16 protein-coding genes and 2 pseudogenes are annotated in these 21706 nt (G+C 41.7%); 9 read left to right on the top strand and 9 right to left on the bottom strand.

All coding sequences use genetic code 11. The annotated features are described in order from the left end of the window. Positions 1–135: 135 nt before the first annotated feature. Positions 136–831, top strand: coding sequence for an HAD family hydrolase (locus IQ224_RS01775; RefSeq protein WP_002749203.1), 696 nt, complete (start codon positions 136–138; stop codon positions 829–831). On the opposite strand, the gene IQ224_RS01770 is transcribed toward IQ224_RS01775, so the two are convergent. Both IQ224_RS01770 and IQ224_RS01765 read right to left on the bottom strand, forming a co-directional pair. Further along, positions 828–1448, bottom strand: coding sequence for a CPP1-like family protein (locus tag IQ224_RS01770; protein WP_002732774.1), 621 nt, complete (start codon positions 1446–1448; stop codon positions 828–830). The two genes, IQ224_RS01775 and IQ224_RS01770, sit on opposite strands and share 4 nt — an antisense overlap. An 86-nt stretch (positions 1449–1534) precedes the next feature. Further along, positions 1535–2596: a CIA30 family protein gene (locus IQ224_RS01765; RefSeq protein ID WP_194032438.1), complete on the bottom strand. Its 1062-nt coding sequence runs from the start codon at positions 2594–2596 to the stop codon at positions 1535–1537. A gap of 492 nt (positions 2597–3088) precedes the next feature. On the opposite strand from IQ224_RS01765, the gene IQ224_RS01760 reads away from it, so the two are divergent. Continuing rightward, the gene (locus tag IQ224_RS01760; RefSeq protein WP_194032437.1) at positions 3089–5416 is read left to right on the top strand and encodes a tetratricopeptide repeat protein; all 2328 of its coding nucleotides are present in this window, start codon (positions 3089–3091) and stop codon (positions 5414–5416) included. A 338-nt stretch (positions 5417–5754) separates the two neighbouring features. Continuing rightward, positions 5755–6352: pseudogene (locus IQ224_RS23730) on the top strand (DUF3352 domain-containing protein); the annotation flags it as partial. 79 nt (positions 6353–6431) lie between these two features. Here the strand turns inward: IQ224_RS23730 and IQ224_RS01745 are convergent. After that, positions 6432–10049, bottom strand: a complete 3618-nt coding sequence (locus tag IQ224_RS01745) for a GAF domain-containing protein (RefSeq protein ID WP_194032435.1) — start codon at positions 10047–10049, stop codon at positions 6432–6434. A gap of 1179 nt (positions 10050–11228) precedes the next feature. Here IQ224_RS01745 and IQ224_RS23725 point away from each other — a divergent pair. The 3 genes and pseudogenes from IQ224_RS23725 (at position 11229) to lepB (ending at position 13346) form a co-directional block, all read left to right on the top strand. After that, positions 11229–11351, top strand: coding sequence for a hypothetical protein (locus IQ224_RS23725; RefSeq protein ID WP_002792209.1), 123 nt, complete (start codon positions 11229–11231; stop codon positions 11349–11351). A 15-nt stretch (positions 11352–11366) separates the two neighbouring features. Next, positions 11367–12405 (top strand): annotated as a pseudogene (locus IQ224_RS01740) (IS630 family transposase). A 338-nt stretch (positions 12406–12743) separates the two neighbouring features. Then, positions 12744–13346 (top strand): signal peptidase I, encoded by a 603-nt coding sequence (lepB, locus tag IQ224_RS01735; protein WP_194032434.1) that lies wholly within the window; start codon positions 12744–12746, stop codon positions 13344–13346. A gap of 53 nt (positions 13347–13399) precedes the next feature. On the opposite strand, the gene IQ224_RS01730 is transcribed toward lepB, so the two are convergent. The 3 genes from IQ224_RS01730 to IQ224_RS01720 form a co-directional block, all read right to left on the bottom strand. Continuing rightward, the gene (locus IQ224_RS01730) at positions 13400–14371 is read right to left on the bottom strand and encodes a ribose-phosphate pyrophosphokinase (protein ID WP_043998328.1); all 972 of its coding nucleotides are present in this window, start codon (positions 14369–14371) and stop codon (positions 13400–13402) included. 204 nt (positions 14372–14575) lie between these two features. After that, positions 14576–16369, bottom strand: a complete 1794-nt coding sequence (gene typA, locus IQ224_RS01725; protein ID WP_194032433.1) for a translational GTPase TypA — start codon at positions 16367–16369, stop codon at positions 14576–14578. 153 nt (positions 16370–16522) lie between these two features. Further along, entirely contained in the window at positions 16523–17227 is a 705-nt protein-coding gene (locus IQ224_RS01720) for a DUF1997 domain-containing protein (RefSeq protein WP_069474612.1), read from the bottom strand. Between the two features lie 124 nt (positions 17228–17351). On the opposite strand from IQ224_RS01720, the gene IQ224_RS01715 reads away from it, so the two are divergent. Next, positions 17352–18011 carry an SDR family oxidoreductase gene (locus tag IQ224_RS01715; RefSeq protein ID WP_194032432.1) on the top strand — a complete coding sequence of 220 codons (660 nt, stop codon included), beginning with the start codon at positions 17352–17354 and terminating at the stop codon, positions 18009–18011. Between the two features lie 117 nt (positions 18012–18128). Here IQ224_RS01715 and IQ224_RS01710 read toward each other — a convergent pair whose 3' ends face one another. Continuing rightward, on the bottom strand, positions 18129–18692 hold the full coding sequence (locus IQ224_RS01710; RefSeq protein ID WP_002740404.1) for a Uma2 family endonuclease: 564 nt from the start codon (positions 18690–18692) through the stop codon (positions 18129–18131). Positions 18693–18808: 116 nt separating this feature from the next. Between IQ224_RS01710 and IQ224_RS24785 the strand changes: the two genes are divergently transcribed. Further along, positions 18809–18919 carry a hypothetical protein gene (locus tag IQ224_RS24785; RefSeq protein WP_334311582.1) on the top strand — a complete coding sequence of 37 codons (111 nt, stop codon included), beginning with the start codon at positions 18809–18811 and terminating at the stop codon, positions 18917–18919. A 53-nt stretch (positions 18920–18972) separates the two neighbouring features. On the opposite strand, the gene IQ224_RS01705 is transcribed toward IQ224_RS24785, so the two are convergent. Beyond that, on the bottom strand, positions 18973–19275 hold the full coding sequence (locus IQ224_RS01705) for a hypothetical protein (RefSeq protein ID WP_002740405.1): 303 nt from the start codon (positions 19273–19275) through the stop codon (positions 18973–18975). 171 nt (positions 19276–19446) lie between these two features. Beyond that, on the bottom strand, positions 19447–20139 hold the full coding sequence (locus tag IQ224_RS01700) for a response regulator transcription factor (protein ID WP_002758477.1): 693 nt from the start codon (positions 20137–20139) through the stop codon (positions 19447–19449). A gap of 45 nt (positions 20140–20184) precedes the next feature. On the opposite strand from IQ224_RS01700, the gene IQ224_RS01695 reads away from it, so the two are divergent. After that, positions 20185–21549 (top strand): ATP-binding protein, encoded by a 1365-nt coding sequence (locus tag IQ224_RS01695; RefSeq protein WP_002740407.1) that lies wholly within the window; start codon positions 20185–20187, stop codon positions 21547–21549. Positions 21550–21706: the final 157 nt, after the last annotated feature.

Here is a 21706-nt window from a genome sequence, read left to right as displayed (position 1 = left end):
CCCCACACCCCACAGCCTACACCCCACACCCCACTTCCCTCATCCCTAATTTTTTTCCTGACAAAACTCTTGTCATTGTCAAGACTCTAGGGTAACTTGTATATAAAAATTAATAAAGCGAGAAGTATTAGAACGATGTTGAGACTAATTAGCGACTTTGACGGCCCGATAATGGACGTATCGGAGCGATATTACCAAGTTTATCAATACTGTTTACAGAAAACCGCCTATAAAGGTCAAATTATCGGGGAATTATCGAAAGCGGAGTTCTGGCAGCTAAAACGGGATCAGGTTTCTGAGAAGCGTATCGGGGAAATGTCAGGATTAGATGAAGATCAGGCCCGGAAATTTGCCCATCTTCGTCGTCAAACTGTCCATACTTTACCCTATCTTGTCCACGATCGCCCGGTGGTTGGTTCTTTGGAAACTCTCCAGAAAATCCAAGATTTAAAGATCGATTTAGTCGTGATGACGATGCGGCGGGTATCTGAGCTAGATCACGCCTTTAATCGCCACGATATCGGTCGTTTTTTCGCCGCTAATCGTCGTTATTGTCTAAATAACAATTACACCAAAACCAACGACGTGCGCGACAAAACCCTGCTTATGGCTAAGGCCGCTAAAGAACTGCCGGCGGCTGCCGACACTTGGGTGGTGGGGGATACGGAAGCGGATATTGCCGCCGCTAAGAGCCAAAATATCAAGGTTATTGGCGTATTATCGGGGATTCGCAGCCGTTCCCGTTTAGAGAGCTACGAGCCTGATTATATCGTCAATAACCTTGGGGAAGCAGTGGACGTGATCTTAGGATCCCTACGAGCGTTCGGTTAACGGAAAAAACTACTAATCACCCAAAAGATCAGAAAAGTGATGAGCGCATAAATTTGGCGATCACCGAAAATATTCAAATCAGCCTTGGCCGCTAAACTGGCTAATCCCGCTCCCAGAGCGACTCCTAGCACTAAACCAGCGAGAGTGAATAGTAAGGCGCGGCCAAAACGTTTTTCTTTGCGGTTGAAAAAATAGATATTAACGAAAACGCCAAAAGCTAAGAGCAGCGGTAAAAGGGAGCCACTGGGATCGGGAACTAACAGCGTTATTGCTCCTAAACAAGCGTAAATCACTGCTGGTACACCGATATCCTGTGCAGAAGGTGTATCGATTGAGCTTCGCCACCAGTTAGGAGATTTACTGCTAGTAACTGGTTTACTTTCCACCGGAATCGTCAGACGTTCGGGAAAACGAATGCGATCGGGTACTTTAATCCTACCTTCCTGTCGCATCCGCAGTCGATCCATGAGGACAGAATCGTAGGCCGCCTCGATCGATTCGACAATTTTGCTATCATTCTGATACTGTTGCACCAGTCTTTGTTTGGCCTCTTGAATTTCTTCAAAAGAGGATTCTTCAGTAACCCCAAGTTGTTCGTAGGGATTCTGTTCACTCATGAACATACCTCCTTAATTATGCTCCCGATAGTCATGATCTTAACCCGATGTTCTGTAGTTTAACTTGAGATGCAAGCTTATTTAAATTAATTAAGTTTAGCGAAAATCTGGCTAGAATCGATCGCTTCGTAGGGATAACCACTGGCATCTAAAAGGCTTTTTTCGGCGATTTCTCCTTCCTTAACGATAATTAAGCGGTTTTTACCACCGTAGGCCTTAATTGTGACAATTTCTAAAGCAAATAACCCCGGAGAGAAACGGGGATTTAAAGCCCCATCGTACTCGAATTTACTCTGCATTAACTGCAAAGCATAGACGCTACTGCTATCAAAGGGTGCTGCCTCCCGCAGGGTTTTGGCCCGCAGCACTGGGATTAAATCGCCAAAAGGAATAGAAATCGTTTGCCAAGTGCGATCAAGTGTATCAAAAGAATAACAGTAACCGATGCCGTCCCAACGTCCTTCACAACGCAGAATTAATTTATAGCGTTTTCCGTCCCCTTGTACCTGTAATTCTATTCCCTCGTAGTTAGATAAATTTAGGGGAGGATTCAGGTTTCTGGTGCGAACTGAGGCAAAACCGCCGTTATTTTCAGTTCTAACGATACCGGAAAAGAGAGCGCGTCCTCCGGTTAGGGTTATCTGACTCTCGCTCACTCCTCCCATTACCACATCATCCACCGCACCCCAGATTTCTTTTATATCACTGCTGGGATTGCTAAAGTCAAAGAGGGTTTTTTCAGCGGTTATACCGGCATTTTTCAGTAAATCAAGTAAATTAGCTAAACTATGGCGGTTATTCTCTCCTTGACAGTAGATAATCTCATCAATCCCCATGAACAATTGCGGGGTTTGCAGAGCGAATAAATCGACATTTTCAGCAAATAATTGACGTGCAGACTCGATATTATCGACTAAAGCGCGAATTTGATAGTTTTGCTGCTGTAGTTGAGCGATTACCTTTCTACCGATCGCGTTTTCACCACCAATGACTAAAATAGTCTTCATGCCTTGCTCATTTGTTAGCTGAATTTTTTTATCTTCCCCGAAACCGAGCAGTTTTTGCAGACAACTCCAGAGGGGAATACTATCAAAATAGTCCAGAGTTTGCCAAAATCTCTGAAAATCCCAGTTTTTTGACCCAGCCATAAATTTTATCTCCTTACTGCCATTAATTTTTATTTTATCGAGTTAGTTTGGCTGTTTGAGATCAAAAGCTCTCCTGTAAAAATCAAAAATCTTCCGTTAGGTGAGGAAAATCCGAGACAGGAGGAGAAAAAAGACAAGAGACAACTATCCTACCCATAAAACCGAAGATGATGTCAAATTTATCTGTGCTTTTAGATATTTTGACCCGATAGCGGATCGAGAACTTACTTTTGCAGGATATTAATTCTAACAAAAAATATTTTGGCCTTATTCGATTCCATACTATCTAAGTTTTTAAGCTCATTAAAACTACTAATTTGCCATAACCAGTCTAGAGAGCCAACGAGAGGAAGCTGCAAAAGCTGTGGAGTCAATTAACAATCATTCCCGAAAATATCTTGACTATCGAACCCCATTTGATGTATTTTATCAAATATGATCGAATAGTGATGCAATTCAGATTTGACCTTACTACAAATTTTTTTAATCATCATGCCACAACAATCTTTAATCGCTAAAACCCTGACAGATCAAGCTATTCCCACCCCCATAGCACAAAATAGTTTAAATGTCAAGCTTTTTAGAAAAATATTCTTATTGTCTCCCCTGTTGTTTTGGGGATTATTTAGTTTAGAAATTAGCTCAGTTAAAGCAGTAGAAAACCTACAATGTCCTGTCATTTCTAGGGAAGAGGTTGATACTAATGCTCTCCAAAGAGAAATTGCTAATTATTCGGCCACTCTGCGAGTCTATCCTAGCGATCTGGGTACGATTAAACTTTATCTTCAACGGGGAATGGCCCGAGAAAAAATCAACGATCAAAAGGGTGCGATCGATGATTTTAGTCAATACATTTGGTATAGTAATTATCATGCTCCCGCCTTCAAAGATAGACAGTTACTAGCTGAAGCCTATTACCAAAGAGGTGTGTTAAAGTTAGCCATGGCCAAGGATCAGCATCAGCTAAAATTATTAGAAGCTGCCCGCTCAGATTTTCAGCAAGCCTTTAAATATAATCCCAATAAAAGCGAAGTTTACTTTAACCTAGCAATTATTGCATCTTTGCTCAATCATCAATCCTTGGCTTTAGATTATTACCGGCGTTTCATCGGTTATGAAACTGAAGATTATCGCGGCTATTATCATCGAGGACAGCTATACTCTTACTGGGGAAATTATGCAGAGGCTATCAAAGATTATGATCTGGCCATTTCATACAAACCCGATCTAATTGAAGGCTATTATAATCGGGCCATAGCTTTAGAAAAGATAGGGAAAAAACAAAAGGCTTTTAAGGATTATAAAATCGTTTTAAAATGCTCACCTAAATTATTTTTAGCCAAGAATGCTCCTAGCAGTTATCAAAACCGTGCCAGAATACAAATTGAAATGGCTGACGAGGAAGTCGAATTAGCCAATTTATCAAATAATTCCCCCGAAGGATATCAAACAGCGATCGAGTATTATAATGGAGCTATCAAAGATTTAGCACTTGTCATCCGTATTAATCCCAACTACGATAAAGTTCCCCATTCTAGAGCATTTCTTAAACGGGGTTATGCTCACCTAAGACTCAACAATAATCAAGGGGCAATTCAAGATTATAACGAAGCAATTTATCTGCAACCTCAAGACGCAAAAGCCTATGTATATCGCGGGTTAATGCGAGCCAATAAATATCAAGAATACGCAGGAGCTTTAGAGGATTTTACTGCGGCAGTGGCACGAAATCGTCATGATGCAGCCGCTCACTATCATCGGGGATTAGTGCTGTATAAATTGGGGCGTTATCAGGAGGCAGTAGATAATTATAATATTGCCTTAGCCCAAGATGATCGGATTAATACACCTAGTTTTACTTCTCGCTCTGTCTGTAGCGAAAATATCCAAGAATCTGCCGACAAAAATTATTTTTATAACTCCAGAGAAACCGATTTTCGTCCTAATTATAATATCTATTGTCATGCTCAAGCGCGGGGAGATGCTTATTTTGCTTTGAAAAATTTTGCCGCAGCCGAAAGAGATTATACTACTTATATAGTTGCCTATCCTAACGATCCAGAAGGTTATCATAAACGGGCCAATGCGCGTTTTGAAAAAGGGGACAAACAGGGAGCGATCGAGGATTATAATGTATTTCTACAAAAAGCCCGCGATGCGAGAATTTTCTATAGTCGTGGTAATAGTAGCGCTGACGTGGGAGATGATCAAGGAGCAATTACAGATTATCTGCAATCTTTGAGCATTAGTCCTATCGATGTGACAGTGTATAGTAATCGGGGAAATGCACGCACTGATACCGCTACTATTCCCGATAATGTACAAATAACACCGAGAATATCGGAGAATCCGATCGCCTATAATAATCGTGGTATTATTCGACGACAAACTGGTGATAAAGAGGGTGCTTTAGAGGATTTAGATAGGGCAATCAGCTTGAATTCCAATAACCCAATCCCCTATAATAACCGGGGAGTTATTCGCTTTGATTTGGGAAATAATACTGGTGCTTTGGAGGATTTAAATATGGCTATTGCTCTCCAGTCTAACTATGCTGAAGCTTACTATAATCGAGGTTTAGTTAAGGAAAAAATGGGCGATAAGAAGGGAGCGATTGCGGATTATCAATTAGCAATTACTTATCGTCCCAATTATGGCGAAGCTTATTATAACTTGGCTCTTGCCACCTACGATGATAAAAATCCTAGTAGTCGAGTAGGGAGCCTTAACTATTTGCAAAAAGCCGCTAATGCTTTGATAAAAACTGGTAATTTAGAACTGTATGAACGCGCGGTAGAATGGATGTTAAAAATGCAGTAATTTGTCTAAAAAATAAGCTCATTTTTGACAAAGGCTTCAAGATTTGGCTATTTCAAGCCTTCAAAGAGCGGGGGAGTTTCTTATTGCCGATGAATTAGCCGCTAGGTAGTGATCCGATAGTAGCGGTAAGCTATCTTGCTTATCTAGCCTGAGTTGTGTAGAATATTGACTAATAAAAATAATTACCTGACAAAGGATTTCTCGACTGGTGAGAGGGAGTCTATCTTTCTCTAAAAAAATGGATAATCACCTTGGGGAACCCTTTGGTATTTTATCCATGACTACAATGCACAGCAAAGCAAAGGATTAAGCCACCATCACTACTACCGAATCACCACCCCCTACAGGAATTAATAACACAGGTCTTAAACCGTTTCCAGTCGCCTTTAGGTTTAAATTTGCCTGAAGACGTTTTTAGGGATGGAACCCGATAGTGTTTTTGTAGGGGAACGGGTGATGGGGGTAGAGGTGGACAGTGCGATCGAGCATTTGGATGAGTTGGCCCGCAGTCGCGGCTATAATGTGGTTAAAAGGATGACAGCTTGGACAAAGTTAACCACGGCGGTCCCGGGAGGAAAAGCGCAACTAGAGACGATCGTAACGGGAGTGCATACTAGGGTCGATAATTATGAAATTATCGCTAGTTCTGTGGAAGCGATGGGTTTAGCTTTATCTGCACAGAAAAACCCCATCTTAAGTAGTGGTAAGTTTCGACAGGCGATTACTGCTTTACCCGCAGAAAATGATGGTTATTTTTACGTCGATTGACGACAATTGCAACCGGTAATCGAGGCAAAATTCCCGATCGTGCGGGTGTTAGAATTATCGATTAAGCCTTTATTTAATAATCTGCGTTCTCTTGCTATTAGCAGCCAAGGTAGTGAAAATTCTGTGCGTCGGGGAACGATTTTCTTTAATCTGGGAGTGAAATCGTAAGTTGAGGAGGGGTTAGGTGATCATCACTTCTGCAAATCATCGCTTAATCGGATTATTCGCTATAACCCACATCCCTTGATCATGTTTTATTTTGTGTATTCTCGCTCTTAACCTCTTGAGTTTTTTCACTGTTATTAGTTTCATCGGGTGATTTTAACCAAGAATTAGCAACAGACTGAATAATTTTTCGTTTTTCTTCTAAGGCAATCTCTGGTTCCAGTTGTTCCGTCGCTGATAGTAAAATATTTAACTGACCAGTGTTGTAAAGCTCTTTATGATAATGATCCAAACGCTCATTAGCAGCTTTACCTTGATTAAAAGTTAACACTGTCACGGCTTCTAGAACTATACCACTAAAAATAGCCGCACTTCCACTACTTAGAAAGCCCGGATTATTTTTCGACAAATCGTAGATACCAAAACCAATCAAAGAAAATCCAGCAATTGAAGCTAGTATTGATCCTAAAAACCATGCTCCCGCTTGCCATCTTACACGTTTGTGATCCTCATCTATCTCTTTCGATAGGTCTTTTTCACTTTTATATTTTAATTCTTCAAATTTCATAGAGTTAGCATAGGCTAAAGCGATCTGATTAGCATACAGTGTATATGTGTAAGTCTCTTTCTCGCTTTGATCTCGATCAAGAGATTTAGAGAATAGTATCCACATAACTCCTATTTTATTACTAGAACCAGCAGAAAATGGCAGACACAATCCATGAGAGATAGATAATTTTTCTAAAAGTTCTTGTTGTTCTTTTCTGGTTTTATTTGGCTCTAACCATTGTGCAGGTCTGCTATTGTATACATTTGAAGATATTTCTTCAAAAGCTTTGATGAAACTGCTTAAATCTTCATCTGGAGTAGGTACAACGTCATCTATATCTATGGAAAAAGATGCTTGGCTAATCATATTTTTCTTATATGGAATTACAATAACCGATTCAGCTTTTAAAGCTTCACGAGTCTCAGAAACTGCTTTATATAGCATATTTTTAGGAGATTCTCGGACTATTTTATGGAGAGATGTGTGAAGACTTTCGAGAATTTTGTTGTGATTACTTAAAAGATTCACAAAGTTTTTCTTTTGAAAAGCAATGGCCACCTGTCCAGCAAAATGTTCAATAACCTCCTGATGTAATTCCTTGAAAGCATAAGGTTGAGAATGTTCGAGACAAATCACACCAATTATCCTTTCGTCCTTGTCTTTTATGGGTACGGCTAAAAGCGAATGAGAGGTATCTTTTAAGGCATATTTTTTCAAAATATCACCATCATTCTGGTTTTCTCCTTCAACTTCAGAACCATCATGGGTAAAAATATTAGATTTCCTCTTTTCAATTTCTTTTGAGATGCCTTCTGATTTATTTGAGTCAAAATATCCCGTCAAAGAATACATAGGCCAATTGGCTTTAAGTTGCCACTCTCCTTTAGTATTACGGATTACCACATAGCTAAATAATTCAGATAGTATTGATACATAATTATTCCATTGTTGTTCAGTTTCCTGTTGTTTCTCAAGATTAGAACAACTTGGATAGCCTAAAAATCTAAGATCATCTTTTACCAGTGAGTAGGAATATTCAGCTACATCTTTTAACAATTTATCTGTATTATCTGTTGTAGCTATGTTTTGAATAGCTTCAGCAAAATCTTCGAGAGCCTTAGATCTGAAGGTATTTTCCAATAAAATGTTCTGATCGTTGATAATGCTGGCCGCTTGACTAGCGAATAGCTTCACGGCAAATTTTTCAACTTGGGAAAATGGTTCTTCCGAATATTTATTTAAGTATAATGCTCCCACAAGGCATTCTTTCTGTTTTTCATCGGCGATTTTCAGGGGAACAACTAGCTTGTATTTGACGTCCGGATGTTCTGGAGCGGGAGTAACACTTATCTTATCTGGTTGCTCTGAAGATACTAGAACTAACTTATCATTCTCTCTAGAAAATTCTAGAGTTTTGTTTAGCTTTATCGCTTGAAAAGTAGTACCAGTATTTTCTCCTTCTAAGCGAGGGGGTGATTCTTTTCCAGGTGGATAAGTATAATGTTCTCCCGTAGCTCGATATTGATTATTACCTAAATGTTTAAGCAGATGAATACTAGCCGAACCTGCACTTGTAACTTGTAACGCATAATCACAAATTTGGCTAAGTAATTTTGTTTTGTCTGGATTGACCACCAATTTAGCCATTTCTGAACTAATCTCGTTCGAGAATTCTAAAGTTTGTGTGCGCTCAATAACTGTAGCGGCACTGAGAGCAATATTTTCGATCAAGTCTCGATCGTAAACAGTAAAATAATCTGGTTTTTTCTTATAGCAACAAATCACCCCAATTATACGATTAGGTTTATTTTTGTTATTGATTGGTATCACCGGAACCGCTAATAAAGAAAGTTTATCACCAGGGTGTTTGAGGGTTGGAACAAAATTTTCATCTTCAAAAGCGTGAGGAACAATTCTACTTTTACCATCCTTTAACACAGCACCGACAATCCCGACACCTTTTTTAAATGGATGTGTACTTTTTTCTGTTTTTTTGGAAAAAATACCTTTAGCAGAAGCATATTCTTTAAGAAATATTTCCTTTTTGTCAGAGTCATAAGCTACCGAAAAATAATTGCAGTTATCGCAACCGAGCTTATTTTTCAATTTTTGCAGTATTTGTGTAATCAGAACTTCGCTTTCTAAGTCATCTCCCATTTCATTAATAATTTCTTCAAAGACTTCTTGATTTCTTTTTTTGAAGAATTCTACGATCGCTTGGGCAAAAATTCTACCAAAATCTTTAAGAAATTCTCTAAGTCTGTAGTCTGACGGTTCATAAGGTTTTCCCTGTGTTTGATCGAGAGTAATAATAGCTATTGTCCTATTTTGATACTTGGCCGCTAATCCAATCCAAGAAATAATATCCTCTGTTGCAGCCTCTTGCGTCCAACCTAATTTATCTAGTTCCTTTTCTTTGTCTTTGTCTCGAATCTTATCTATGATTAATACTGTGTCTCTATCAACATTCTTGATTAGCTTGTCTTTTTCGATACTTTTCTGAAGCTTTCGATCAGCACGATAACTGGCTCTACTTTGTTGATCGTAATCTGGTTGAGGATCATACCTAAATAAATATCGATTACCTTCTTCAGTTCGGTTATCAACTAATGAGATACTAGCCCTATCATACCCGACTGGATCCCTTTTTAAATATTCAAAAGCCCTATTGACCAAAGAATCTAAGTTATCAGTTCTCCATATATCCTGCTTAAATTTTTCCAGAGATTTTTTATATTTTATTTCCGATACAACTGCCTGTAGATATGCTTTAAAATTCGTATAATTTATTGGACAAATGAAAGGATATATGTTCCTCATCATCGCTTTTTCCATATTATCTTTTATCTGGTCTTCTTCAATTCCAAAAATGACAAAAAATCCCAAAATCTGGTTCTGTTTCTCTATCTTTTCGCTAAAGTAAATCCAGTCATTACAATGTTCGCTATCAACCCATAAAATCAAAAGATCGATATCACTCAGATTAGTAGAAGATAGTTTTTCTTTAGCCTGATCTTTTTCGTATATTTCGAGTTCGATTGATTTATCATTGTTTGATAAATTTTCTATCGTTCCCAACATTTCTTGACGATATTTGCTAAAGTTATCATCATCGTTCGAGAGATTAAGAAATAATATTTTAGTATCCATATAAATCTATCCTCAATTTGTATAGAGAGACAAAAAAACGAAAACACTCACTCCCCCTTTGCCCTTCTTCCAGTCAGTACCTCACCTCGCTACCAAGAAGATGATGAAAGTATCTGAGATTTTTTGCGCCACCAATTTTGAGTCAATCCAGATATATAATCCAACAATTAACTCAAGCAAGTCATCCACAAGGAGTTTCAAAACTATCCTCGTTTAGACCTACAACCATTCTAGGCTCGGCTACTAAATATAAATACTAAACTGAAACAATTTGTTACATAGGATTTGCTGAAAAAGTTTGTTGATGGGGTTAGGAGTCGGTCGTCAGCAGGGCAACTCAGAATAACAGAATAACCTCTTACACTGTGAAGCAGGACTCTTCGCCATTGTTTCTGCCACTTTTTGGGCAAAAAAAGCCCAAAACCATTTTTTAGCAGAACTTACACCGATATTCAGCCAACTCTTGGTAAGAGATTTCCGACAAGCCGCCGAACTGTTCCGCCAGCAAGGAAACGCTGCGGCCTATGAAAAGGTTATGGAAATCCTACGGCAATTAGGCGCGGTCTAGTCCTTTTTCTCGGGTTGAGCGAATCAATAGGTTAAAGAAAACCTCTCAATTTTAGGGGGAAAACGAAACCCAACAGCCAAAACCTCAATCCGTCTGAATGAGCGAACGCTATTCTCCTCCTGCCATGGCTTTTTGTGGGGTTTCCTTGGATCAATCCAACCGACGGTAATTGCGGCTCTTCGTTACTTGGTATGGTTCGATAGGGGGGCATAAATTGACTAAATCCTTATCTGGCAAGAGACTTAATTGATGAGTTCGCTTTAGATGAAAAACAATTGACAAAAATCGCCAAATGCCTTTCTACATAAGGGTTACATCCCCTATAACCCCAGTCCATTGCATAACACAAACCGAAGAGCCGTAATTGCTATGATTACTATAGGATTTGAAAAGGGTGCGCGTTCGGCCTTAATTGGAGTCTTAGGACAGGATAACCAAGCACCAATTTGGCTCTTCTAGGTTCTGTGTGATAAGTTTAACTCACATAGGATCGATCAATCTTCGTGTTCTTTGTGTCTTTGTGGTTAGTTCCACCCCCTCGCTAGGAGAAATGTATCTTAGAATACATTTTACCCACCAAACCTGGGAGAGCCCCAATTTTATCTGTTCCCGTGGGAGCATTATCTTTTATCGGCGAAAATAGCTTTTTAGTCGCCGCTAGTCGCGATTTAGATCGTTTTTGGACTCATACCAAATTTCAAAAACTATGGCATACTTATAGAAAAGATGATTAAGTGGATAAATTGGCGATGCTGGTCGTACCCGAAATTGATATTGTTGAGTCAGTAGAAGATTTAAAAGAATTAATGAAACAACAAAAAAGTAGTTTAGCCTACGCTAAAGTACAGTCCTTATATTTTTTGAAGATGGGGGAGGTAGAGACGGTTCGCCATTTAGCGGTATTAATGGGACGAGGGGAAAGAACAATCCATCGCTGGTTAAGTAAGTTTCTACAAAAAAAGGAGGAATCGAGCGATTATTATCTGAAGGAAACCCACCAGGAAGACCGAAAAAGATTTTGGTAGAAGAAGTCGCTCTTTTACAAAACGAATTAAAAGACCCAGTGGGTTTTACCAGCTATAAAGAGATTTATTTTTGGCTCTCGGTCATTCGAGAAATTTCCGTCAGCTATACAACAGTTTATCGTCTCGTTAGACAGGAATTAGGAAGCTCAATTAAAAGTACCTAGACCACGAAATCAGAGACAATTACCTGGCGAAGTAGATGAGTTGAAAGCGAACCTATCTAAACGACTAAAAGCTTTACTAGACAGGGAAAGCGAGAAAGTAAAGCATTACGAGAAAGTAAGTTTTTGGTGCGAGGATGAAAGTAGATTTGGTTGTCACACTATTGCTCGGAATAAAATAACTCTTTTCGGAGTTAAGCCGATTGGTAATTTTCAATATAACTTCTAATGCTTTTGGCTGTACGGGGCTGTAGAGCCTCGACAGGGCAGAAGCTTCTTCTATGAATTCTCCCCTCTAGATGGGGATTATTTCGGAGAACATCTATTACAACTATCGCAAGCTTTTCCCAATGAATTACATATTTTACAAGTAGATAACGCTCCTGCACATATGGCGGGACACTTAGAAATTCCCGACAATATTATCTTGTTTTATCAACCTTCTTGTTGTCCTGAAGTTAACCCCGCAACAGAGAGTTTGGCTGTACCTGAAAAATTTTCTGGCATGGGAAACTTTTGAATCTCTTGATGCTTTAAGAGATAAACTCGATGCTCTTTTAAATCGTTTATCCAATGACACTATCGGGTATTTAACGGGATAGTCTTGGATTTTAGAAGCTCTATGTCTGTCAGGAATTTAGAAATTGGGTCTAAGTAGTGATGTAGAAGCGACTTTTAAGGGAGATACCAGTCTAATCCTCGAATTCTCAAGCTTTTACTTTAATAGTGGCGAAAAACTCTTCTTTTTGATAGACTAATCTTACCGTTTTCTACCCCCGAGGAAATTCCCCTTCCGGCAGCAGAATGGGGCCTTGACAAATTAACAGTGATCCGGTATGTGTGGGAAAATTGTCTTAAAATATTATCTACGCTGCTACTATCACTAAACTAAAAAATTAAAGAGCGCATTAGCTTAATCCTTCTCAAAAGTTAAAATTCTATGGCTGAAAGCTTGAACCATAAATCCGAAAAACCTTCTCCCCCTCCCGTACCCCAAGAAAATCCTTGGCTAGAAGCAGTTAAAACCATTGTCACGGCTGGAATTTTGGCTTTTGGCATCCGCACTTTTGTGGCCGAGGCCCGTTATATTCCCTCTTCTTCCATGGAACCCACTCTCCAGATTAACGATCGCCTAATTATCGAGAAAGTTAGCTATCATTTTCATAAGCCAGAACGGGGTGATATAGTGGTTTTTAGTCCGACAGCCGCTCTAAAAGCTCAAAATTTTCAGGATGCTTTTATTAAACGGGTGATTGGACTGCCGGGGGATAAGGTGCAAGTCAAAAACGGTTTAGTTTACGTCAACGGTAAAGTTTTAGCGGAAAACTATATTGCCGAAGAACCTAATTATACTTTCGGGCCGGTGACAGTTCCCCCTGATCAATATCTGGTTTTGGGCGATAATCGCAATAATAGTTATGATTCCCACGCTTGGGGCTTCGTTCCTCGGGAAAACTTAATCGGTCGCGCCGTGGTGCGTTTTTGGCCCTTCAATCGTCTGGGAGGACTTGACAACCCCGACGCTGCCACAAATCAGAATTAACGTCAAGAAAATCAATATAAAAATTCCCCCTAGTTTTAGGGGGATTCGGCCATCTATTTGAACATATTACTCACGGAATTGTCCTCATGGATGCGCCATATGGCCTCACCCAGAATCGGGGCAACCGGCAAGACTTTCAGTTGCGGGAAAAAATGGTCTTGTGGGACGGGAATCGTGTTAGTAACGATCACCTCCTCGACTATGCCACTGGATAAACGCTCGATCGCAGGACCGGAAAAAACCGGATGGGTGGCACAAGCATAAACCTGCCGCGCCCCTTTGGCTTTCAGTAACTGCGCCCCTTGAGCGATCGTACCAGCCGTATCGATCATATCATCGACTAAAACCGCCGTTTTATCCTTAACATCGCCGATCAAGTTCATCACTTCCGCCACATTATGGGTTTGCCGGCGTTTATCAATAATTGCTAGGGGCGCATCACTGAGTTTTTTGGCAAAAGCCCGCGCCCTGGCCACCCCACCCACATCGGGAGAAACCACCACGATATCGGGTAATTTTTTACTGAGAAGATAGTCCACCACCACTGGGGAACCGTAAACGTGATCGAAGGGAATATCGAAATAACCTTGAATTTGGGACGAATGCAAATCCATGGCCAACACGCGACTTGCCCCCGCTTCCGTGATCAGATTAGCCACCAGTTTAGCGGCGATCGATTCCCGGCCGGCGGTTTTGCGATCGGCGCGAGCATAACCATAATAGGGAATTACGGCGGTAATTTGTCGGGCAGAAGCACGACGACAGGCATCAATCATGATTAACAATTCCATCAAATGATCGTTGACGGGATTGCAACAGGGTTGAATTAAATAGACATCACAGCCCCGGATCGATTCCTGAATCTGGATGTACAATTCACCATCGGCGAAACGTTTACGAATCATCGGCCCCACATCCATACCCAGATAACGGGCCACCTCTTGGGCGAGAGATACATTAGCGGATCCCGAAAAGAGACGCAGACGATTGCTGTCCGACGCGGCGGGAAACATCGGATGTCGCATCAAAGTAGCAGAATAGCTCACAGCAGATTCTTTACCCTCAAACTCAAGGCACTTTTTTCTATCATCTCAGTTTTGTTGAAAATCTGAGTGGATTTCTTTGTTAGATCTCAATCATAACCAATTACCGATCATTTTCGAGCCGTTGCAGCCCCTTTTAGCAGCAACGGCCATGGCAAAATTGCCGCCGGATTTTGTCAAAACCGATTAACGTTTGGCTAACTTTTTCACCGGTAATTTACGCAGACGGATCGATTTCGGGGTAATTTCCACCAACTCATCTGGTCCAATGTATTCGAGGGCGCGTTCGAGACTCATATCCACGGGGGATTGTAACTGAACCAATTCATCCCCGGTGGCGGAACGATGGTTAGTTAACTGTTTAGTTTTGCAGATATTGATCTCCACGTCTTGCGGCCGGTTACTTTCGCCGATAATCATGTTTTTATACACTTTTGTCCCCGGAGTAATAAAGAATACCCCCCGGTCCTCGGCGTTTTTGAGGGAGTAGAAAGTGGCCACTCCTTCCTCAAAGGCAGTAATCACGCCATTGTAACGGGTGGCTAATTCCCCGGAGAAAGGACGATATTCGAGAAAACTATGGTTCATAATCCCCTCACCGCGACTCAGACGGATAAATTCGCCCCGGAAACCGATTAAACCTCGGGCCGGAATCACGAATTCCAATTGAGTACGGCCATTGCTGCCCGTCTGCATATCCTGCATTTCCCCTTTCCGTTGGCCGAGACGTTCGATACTGGAACCCACCGCTTCTTCGGGTACATCTAAAACGAGGTATTCGTAGGGTTCGCAGGGTTGACCGTTAATTTCCCGATAGATAACCTGCGGCTGCGATACTTGGAATTCGTAGCCTTCCCGACGCATGGTTTCGATGAGAATGCCTAAATGTAGTTCTCCCCGGCCCGAAACCAGGAATTTCTCGGCAGAATCACTTTCTTCCACCCGCAGAGCGACGTTAGTTTCTAATTCTCGCATCAGACGATCGCGAATTTGCCGCGAGGTGACAAAAGTGCCTTCCTGACCAGCAAAGGGAGAATCGTTAACCGAGAAGGTCATTTGTAGGGTCGGTTCATCGACTTTAATTAGGGGTAAAGCTTGCGGGTCATCGGCTAAAGTTACCGTTTCCCCGATGTTAGCGTCGGCAAAACCAGCCACAGCGACGATATTACCGGCGCTGGACTCGTTTAGTTCCACCCGTTTGAGGCCTTCAAAACCAAGAAGTTTTGTTATTTTACCCTTGACAATTGCGCCCGTATCCTTTACTAAAGCAGCCTGTTGACCAGCTTTAATTACGCCGTTATGGATGCGGCCGATAACGATGCGTCCTAAGTATTCCGAATAATCGAGGGTGGTTACTTGCAACTGTAGGGGTTTGTTAACGTCCCCGGCCGGTGGTGGAACGTGGTGTAAAATCGCCTCAAACAGGGGCTGCATATCTTTGTCTTCGTCTTCGAGGCTTTCTTTGGCGAATCCTTGCATCCCGGAAGCGAACAGAGTAGTAAAATCACATTGGTCGTCATCGGCGCCCAGTTCCACAAACAGATCGAAAACTTTGTCCACGGCTAGGTTAGGATCGACGTTAGGGCGATCGATTTTATTGACCACGACAATTGGTCTTAATCCCTTTTCTAGGGCTTTTTTCAGCACAAAACGGGTTTGGGGCATCGGCCCCTCGTTAGCATCGACAATCAGGATACAACCGTCCACCATACCTAAAACCCGTTCCACTTCGCCACCAAAGTCGGCGTGACCGGGAGTATCGACGATGTTAATCAGGGTGTTTTGGTAACGAACGGCGGTGTTTTTGGCCAGAATGGTGATACCGCGTTCTCTTTCGAGGTCATTGGAATCCATGACGCAGGTGGGTACATCTTCCCCTTCTCGAAAGATTCCCGACTGTTTGAGGAGTGCATCGACGAGGGTGGTTTTCCCGTGGTCAACGTGAGCAATGATAGCAACGTTACGGATAGGCAGAGACATAAAATATTTAAGTAGTCTTAGGTTTATTTTTACGAGTAAACATTTCTTAATAATTCTAGCTTAGACTGACCAGCACCGTTAGCAAATCTTTATTTTTCCTTGCTTTCCCATCAGCAAGCTCTACTGATTACTGTTGACAGACCCCCCCAAACCCTAGGCAAGCAACCCACCCTCGGATGAGTCGAGACGATAGAAAAGACGACTGGAGGCAGGGGGTAGGGGTAAATTAAAGCTAGAGTGAAAATCCTCTTGAACTTTGTAGGTTAAGCGAGGGGAAACTTGGCGAACAATTTGCGTCAACAGTTTATCACCAGTTTTTTGGAGAATGGGACGGGGAATCTTATAAATAAACTTGGGAAACTTAACCATAACATCCATACGCAGTTCCCAGGTGACTTGGGTGATAACCGCCGGAATATCCCGTCCCTGTTGCCGAAAAATTGCCTCAATTTCCTGACTAGGAGAAGATAGGGGCATTTCCTCTAGTTTCATAATTGCCTGATAATCCACTAGATAGCCCAAAAACGGTTGATCGGGAATGGGAACACTACGAGTATGATAGACTCCATTGACGGGCAGCTCTAGAACCACAGCGATTTTCGGCTCCAGTTCATAGCCAAAAGCACCATATTTACCGATGGTGATGATATAACCATTGTCACCGAAGGGCAGAGTTTTCATCGGTTCGGCACAACGACAAAACCAACCCTCGTGAGCGCGGAGATAATCGGCAACCTTGTCCTGATTGCTATACATATCCATAGAGCCGGCAAAATGGGTTTGAAAACCGAGAAATTGATTGTCTTCTTTGACTTCTACAGATTCGCGAGCTAGGGAGTTAATGGGGGGACACTGCATGACTTATAAACCTGGCAAATGATAGTGTTAGAAACATTTGGGGATTAACCGCCAAAGGATCAGGGAAATTTGTAGAATCGAGATTAGTGTAACGTATTGTTAAAAACTATTAGGTCAAGAAGCGATGAAAGCATTTGTAGCAGGAGCCACAGGGGAAACGGGACGGCGAATCGTTGCCCAATTAGTCGAACGTCAGATTCCCGTGCGTGCTTTGGTGAGAAACCCAGAGAAAGCGGCGGAAATTTTGCCAGCAGGGGTGGAAATCGTCGTCGGAGATGTGCAACAGGCCGATAAGTTAGAGGCACTCATCGCTGATTGTAGCGTTTTGCTATGCGCCACGGGAGCCAGACCGAGTTTTAATCCCACGGAACCTTTGTTAGTGGACTACTTGGGAACTAAAAATCTCATCGATGCCGCCAAAAAGAAAGGAATCGAGCATTTTGTTCTGGTTACTTCCCTCTGTGTATCGAACTTTTTCCATCCCCTCAATCTCTTTTGGTTAATTTTATTCTGGAAAAAACAAGCGGAAGCCTATTTAATCAATAGTGGACTAACCTACACGATTGTGCGCCCCGGCGGACTGAAAAACGATGATAATCTTAATGCCATTAAAATGTCATCCGCCGATACCCTTTCTGAGGGCAATATTCCCCGCACAAAAGTGGCCTCGGTTTGCGTAGAATCCCTATTTTATCCCGCCGCTAACAATAAAATTCTCGAAATTGTTGCCCCCTCAGATGCTCCCAATCTCGATTGGACTCAATTGTTTCAAAGTGTCGGCTAAACAGTTATCAGTAATCAGTAATCAGTAATCAGCAAACAGTAATCAGTAAAATGATAACCCAAATGTGGAAACTAAAAACTCATATCTGATAACTGGTAACTGATAACTGATAATCCGTTAACCTCTTAACCAGTCAAATAATTGACCGAGGGTGATTTGAAAATTCGTAGCAAAAGCGGGGACGGGTAAAAGAGCATTTTCTGATTCAAAAATAGCGATAGTTCGATCACTAAAATAAACAAAGATAATTTCTTCTTCTGGATCGATTAACCAACCCATTTGAGTGCCGTGATCCAGACAATAAAGGATATTTTTAACAACTTTAGTCTGATTTTGATCTGGAGAGAGAATTTCAATTAGCCAGTCAGGAGCGATCGCAAAATTATTTAATACTTTTCCCTCGCTATCGCGAGGAATATTTTCCCAGAGAAAAACTGAAACATCAGGAACTAGAGAACGACTGCCAAAAGTACAACGCAATTCAGGATAGGCACGGGCAATTCGTTGGGGTTTTAGACTAGCGTTAATAGCCGGAACCAAATCACCTTGAATAGTGCTATGTTTACCTTGGGGCATTGGTTTAGGAATAATTTGACCGTCAATAAATTCCTTGGCGGGTTTAGTTTCTGGTAATTGTAGAAATTCCCTTAGTGTCAGGGAATTATTAACAGTTACAACCATAAAAATTTTTTATTGATCGTTATGATCGTTAATTTTATCGCAATTTCTCCAAGCAGAGAAGATCAAAACAGTTATATAAAAATGTCCGTCACATCGCTGGGACAGGGTTGGGTTTGGTGGTGGTGCAGAAATGCGTGGAACTACACGGTAGCTCGATCGAAATTGCTAGTATCTCCTGTAATGGAATCACTGTCACGATTCTATTACCGAAAGTGACCGGAAAATAAATAAATCGGAGCGAGAATGATTCTCAATGGGGGGAAAACTTCCGGGGAAGAAATTAGGAAACACCACCCATACGGGCATATTCTAAAATTGACTGGCTAAGAGCATCGCGATCATCGCGGGTGAGATAATAATTCCGGCCGCCGATATCATTAAGAAACCGCAGTAGGGCAAGACAAGCGGACTCTAGATCCGCTCTGTGTCGGGCAGCCGCTAAAGCTTGTTCAGAGGTGGCATAAACTAGGCAATCGCTAATTCCTTCCCTGCCATCCACTCGCCAACATTGAAAAGAATAACCCTGCATTTCTGCGCTCAATTCAATCTGCCAACCGTGATAGTCAAATCGCGTGTAAATCATCTCAAGCAGCCCCGTTTAGGAGAGGAAAGTCACAGGTTTGACCGCTCTGATTGTCTTAGAAGTCCCGCACCTGTCTAACTCTCTAATTTAACGGGTGATTATGGAAACCCTCTGCAAACTTCGTGCAGATTTCATGCAGAAATGATTTTGTCCACTGTCCCAAGGCAGATATTACTTTAAGCGATAACCAAGACCATGAACGGTTTCAATAAAGTCTTCCGGCGCGCCGAGGGATTTTAGCTTGTGACGAAGACCGCGAATATGGGAAGTAACGGTTTCCTCGGCCGGAGAATCGTCCAAAGACCAAACTCGCTCAATAATACCCGATCGACTTAAGACCCGGCGCCCATGGGTAACAAGTAATTCTAAGAGAGCGAATTCCTTGGGGGTGAGGGAAAGAAGTTGACCGTTATAACTGGCCTCGTGGGTACTGGGATTTAACTGCAAACCCCCCCAAGATAATAAAACACTGCTGGTGCTGCTGCCGCGCCGGATCAAGGCCCGAATCCGCGCCATTAATTCGCCCAAATCGAAGGGTTTAGTGACATAATCATCGGCCCCTGCGTCTAATCCGTCGATTTTATCGATTACCGTATCCCTTGCGGTTAATAATAGGACGGGAACGGTGGCATTAGCAGAAACGGGATGATGGGATTCCGCTCGTCGCAGACGTTGACAGAGTAAGGTTCCGCTTAATTTTGGCAGGGTGACATCGAGAACTAAAAGATCATATTTGCCTAATTCTAGCCAATTCCAGCCTTCTTCTCCGTCTCTAGCCACATCAACAACGTATTGTCGCTCGCTCAAGGCCTCTCGCAAAATCTCGGCTAGTTGCATATCATCTTCTACTACTAAAATTCGCATGGTCTAGACATAGAGTAAGCTGGAAATAGCGTCGGTTAACTCCTGATGAATTGGCTCAAACAAGGAAAATGGATCGCGGGGGGTTTCGGGCTAACTGTTTTACTGATGGGAACTATTAGCCTAGTTTCCTATCGCAATACCCTCGCTCTGCGTCAGCGCGCTGCCGAGGTGGAAGTTACCTACGAGATCATCGATAATCTCGCTAATCTTTACGCTAACATGGCGGTGGCCGAATCGGGAAGACGGGGTTATATCAAAACTGGCAGCCCTAGTGAATTGGGCCGTCATCGTCGGGCGATCGCTTTGATGCAATCTAACTGGCAACTCCTAGCTAAACAATTAGAAAACGGCACGGATTTTGAGCGGGAAATGGTGACTCAGATCGGGGATTTAATGTATCGGCGAATTGCTTTATTTAATCAATCGATCGCCACCTATAAATCCGATCAATCTGATGATATTTCTCAAGATGCAATCACGGTTAAAAGTGTCGATATCCGGGATAAGTTTCAAAATCTTCTTACCTATTTACAAGCTAGTCAGAAAAGGAATTTAAGAAGTAGCATCGCTAGTTCTAGGGATAGTATTCGTGAAAATTCTCTGTTAGGTTTACTGGGAACTTTTACTAGCTTTGGGATTATTTGCGGAGTTTATTTTTTGGTTTTTTGGCAAGAGAAACGGCAACAAAAAAGTGAGAAAATCCACCAATTATTACTACAGGAAAAAGAAATTTCTGATCTAAAAATTCAGCTTTTTTCTATGATATCCCATGAGTTCCGAACCCCTTTAACCGTGATTCTTTCCGCCTCGCAGTTATTAGAAAATGGCTTAAGAGATGCAGATCAATCGAGCAAAAAAAATCTATATAGAATCCAGTCTTCTGTCAAGCTAATGAATCAATTCTTAACAGATATTTTGATTTTGACAAGGGCAGAATCTGGTAATCTCAGTTGTCAACTAGAGCCGCTCGATATTGAAGCTTTTTGTTTAAATTTAGTCGAGGATTTTCAATTTATCAATAAAAATAATACACCGATTAAATTTGTCAGTCAGGGATTGATGATTCGTCCCTATCTAGATGAGAAACTGCTCTACTCGATTTTAAGTAATTTACTCTTAAATGCGATTAAATATTCCCCCACAGGAGCAGGGATTAGTTTGATTTTGTGGAAGGATAGCGATCGCATTGTTTTTCAAGTCCAGGATCACGGGATCGGCATTGCCGAGGAAGATAGAGGTAAGATCTATGAACCCTTTTATCGGGGTCAGAATGTGGAAAATATTATCGGCACGGGATTGGGGTTAGCAGTGGTTAAAAAATGCGTCGAACTCCACCGTGGCGAAATCGCCCTAGATAGCCAAGTGGATAAGGGAACAAGCTTTACTGTCAAACTGCCCATTTCACCCTAGTTTCAGCTTGAGCGGTCTAAAGATTACAAAATGTAACTTTCTTTCTTCCGAAACAGGACGAAAGCAACGAAGAATTTTTATCTTCTAGATAAATCGATCGCAAAGTCCAATCTCGATCGACCCTGAAACCGCCACCAGTGCCTGATTGCGGCCCGAA

It is taken from the genome of Microcystis sp. LEGE 00066, assembly GCF_015207925.1.
Lineage (GTDB): Bacteria > Cyanobacteriota > Cyanobacteriia > Cyanobacteriales > Microcystaceae > Microcystis > Microcystis ichthyoblabe_A.
Note: the sequence above shows the minus strand (reverse complement) of the source record. Positions and strands in the feature narration are given on the sequence as shown.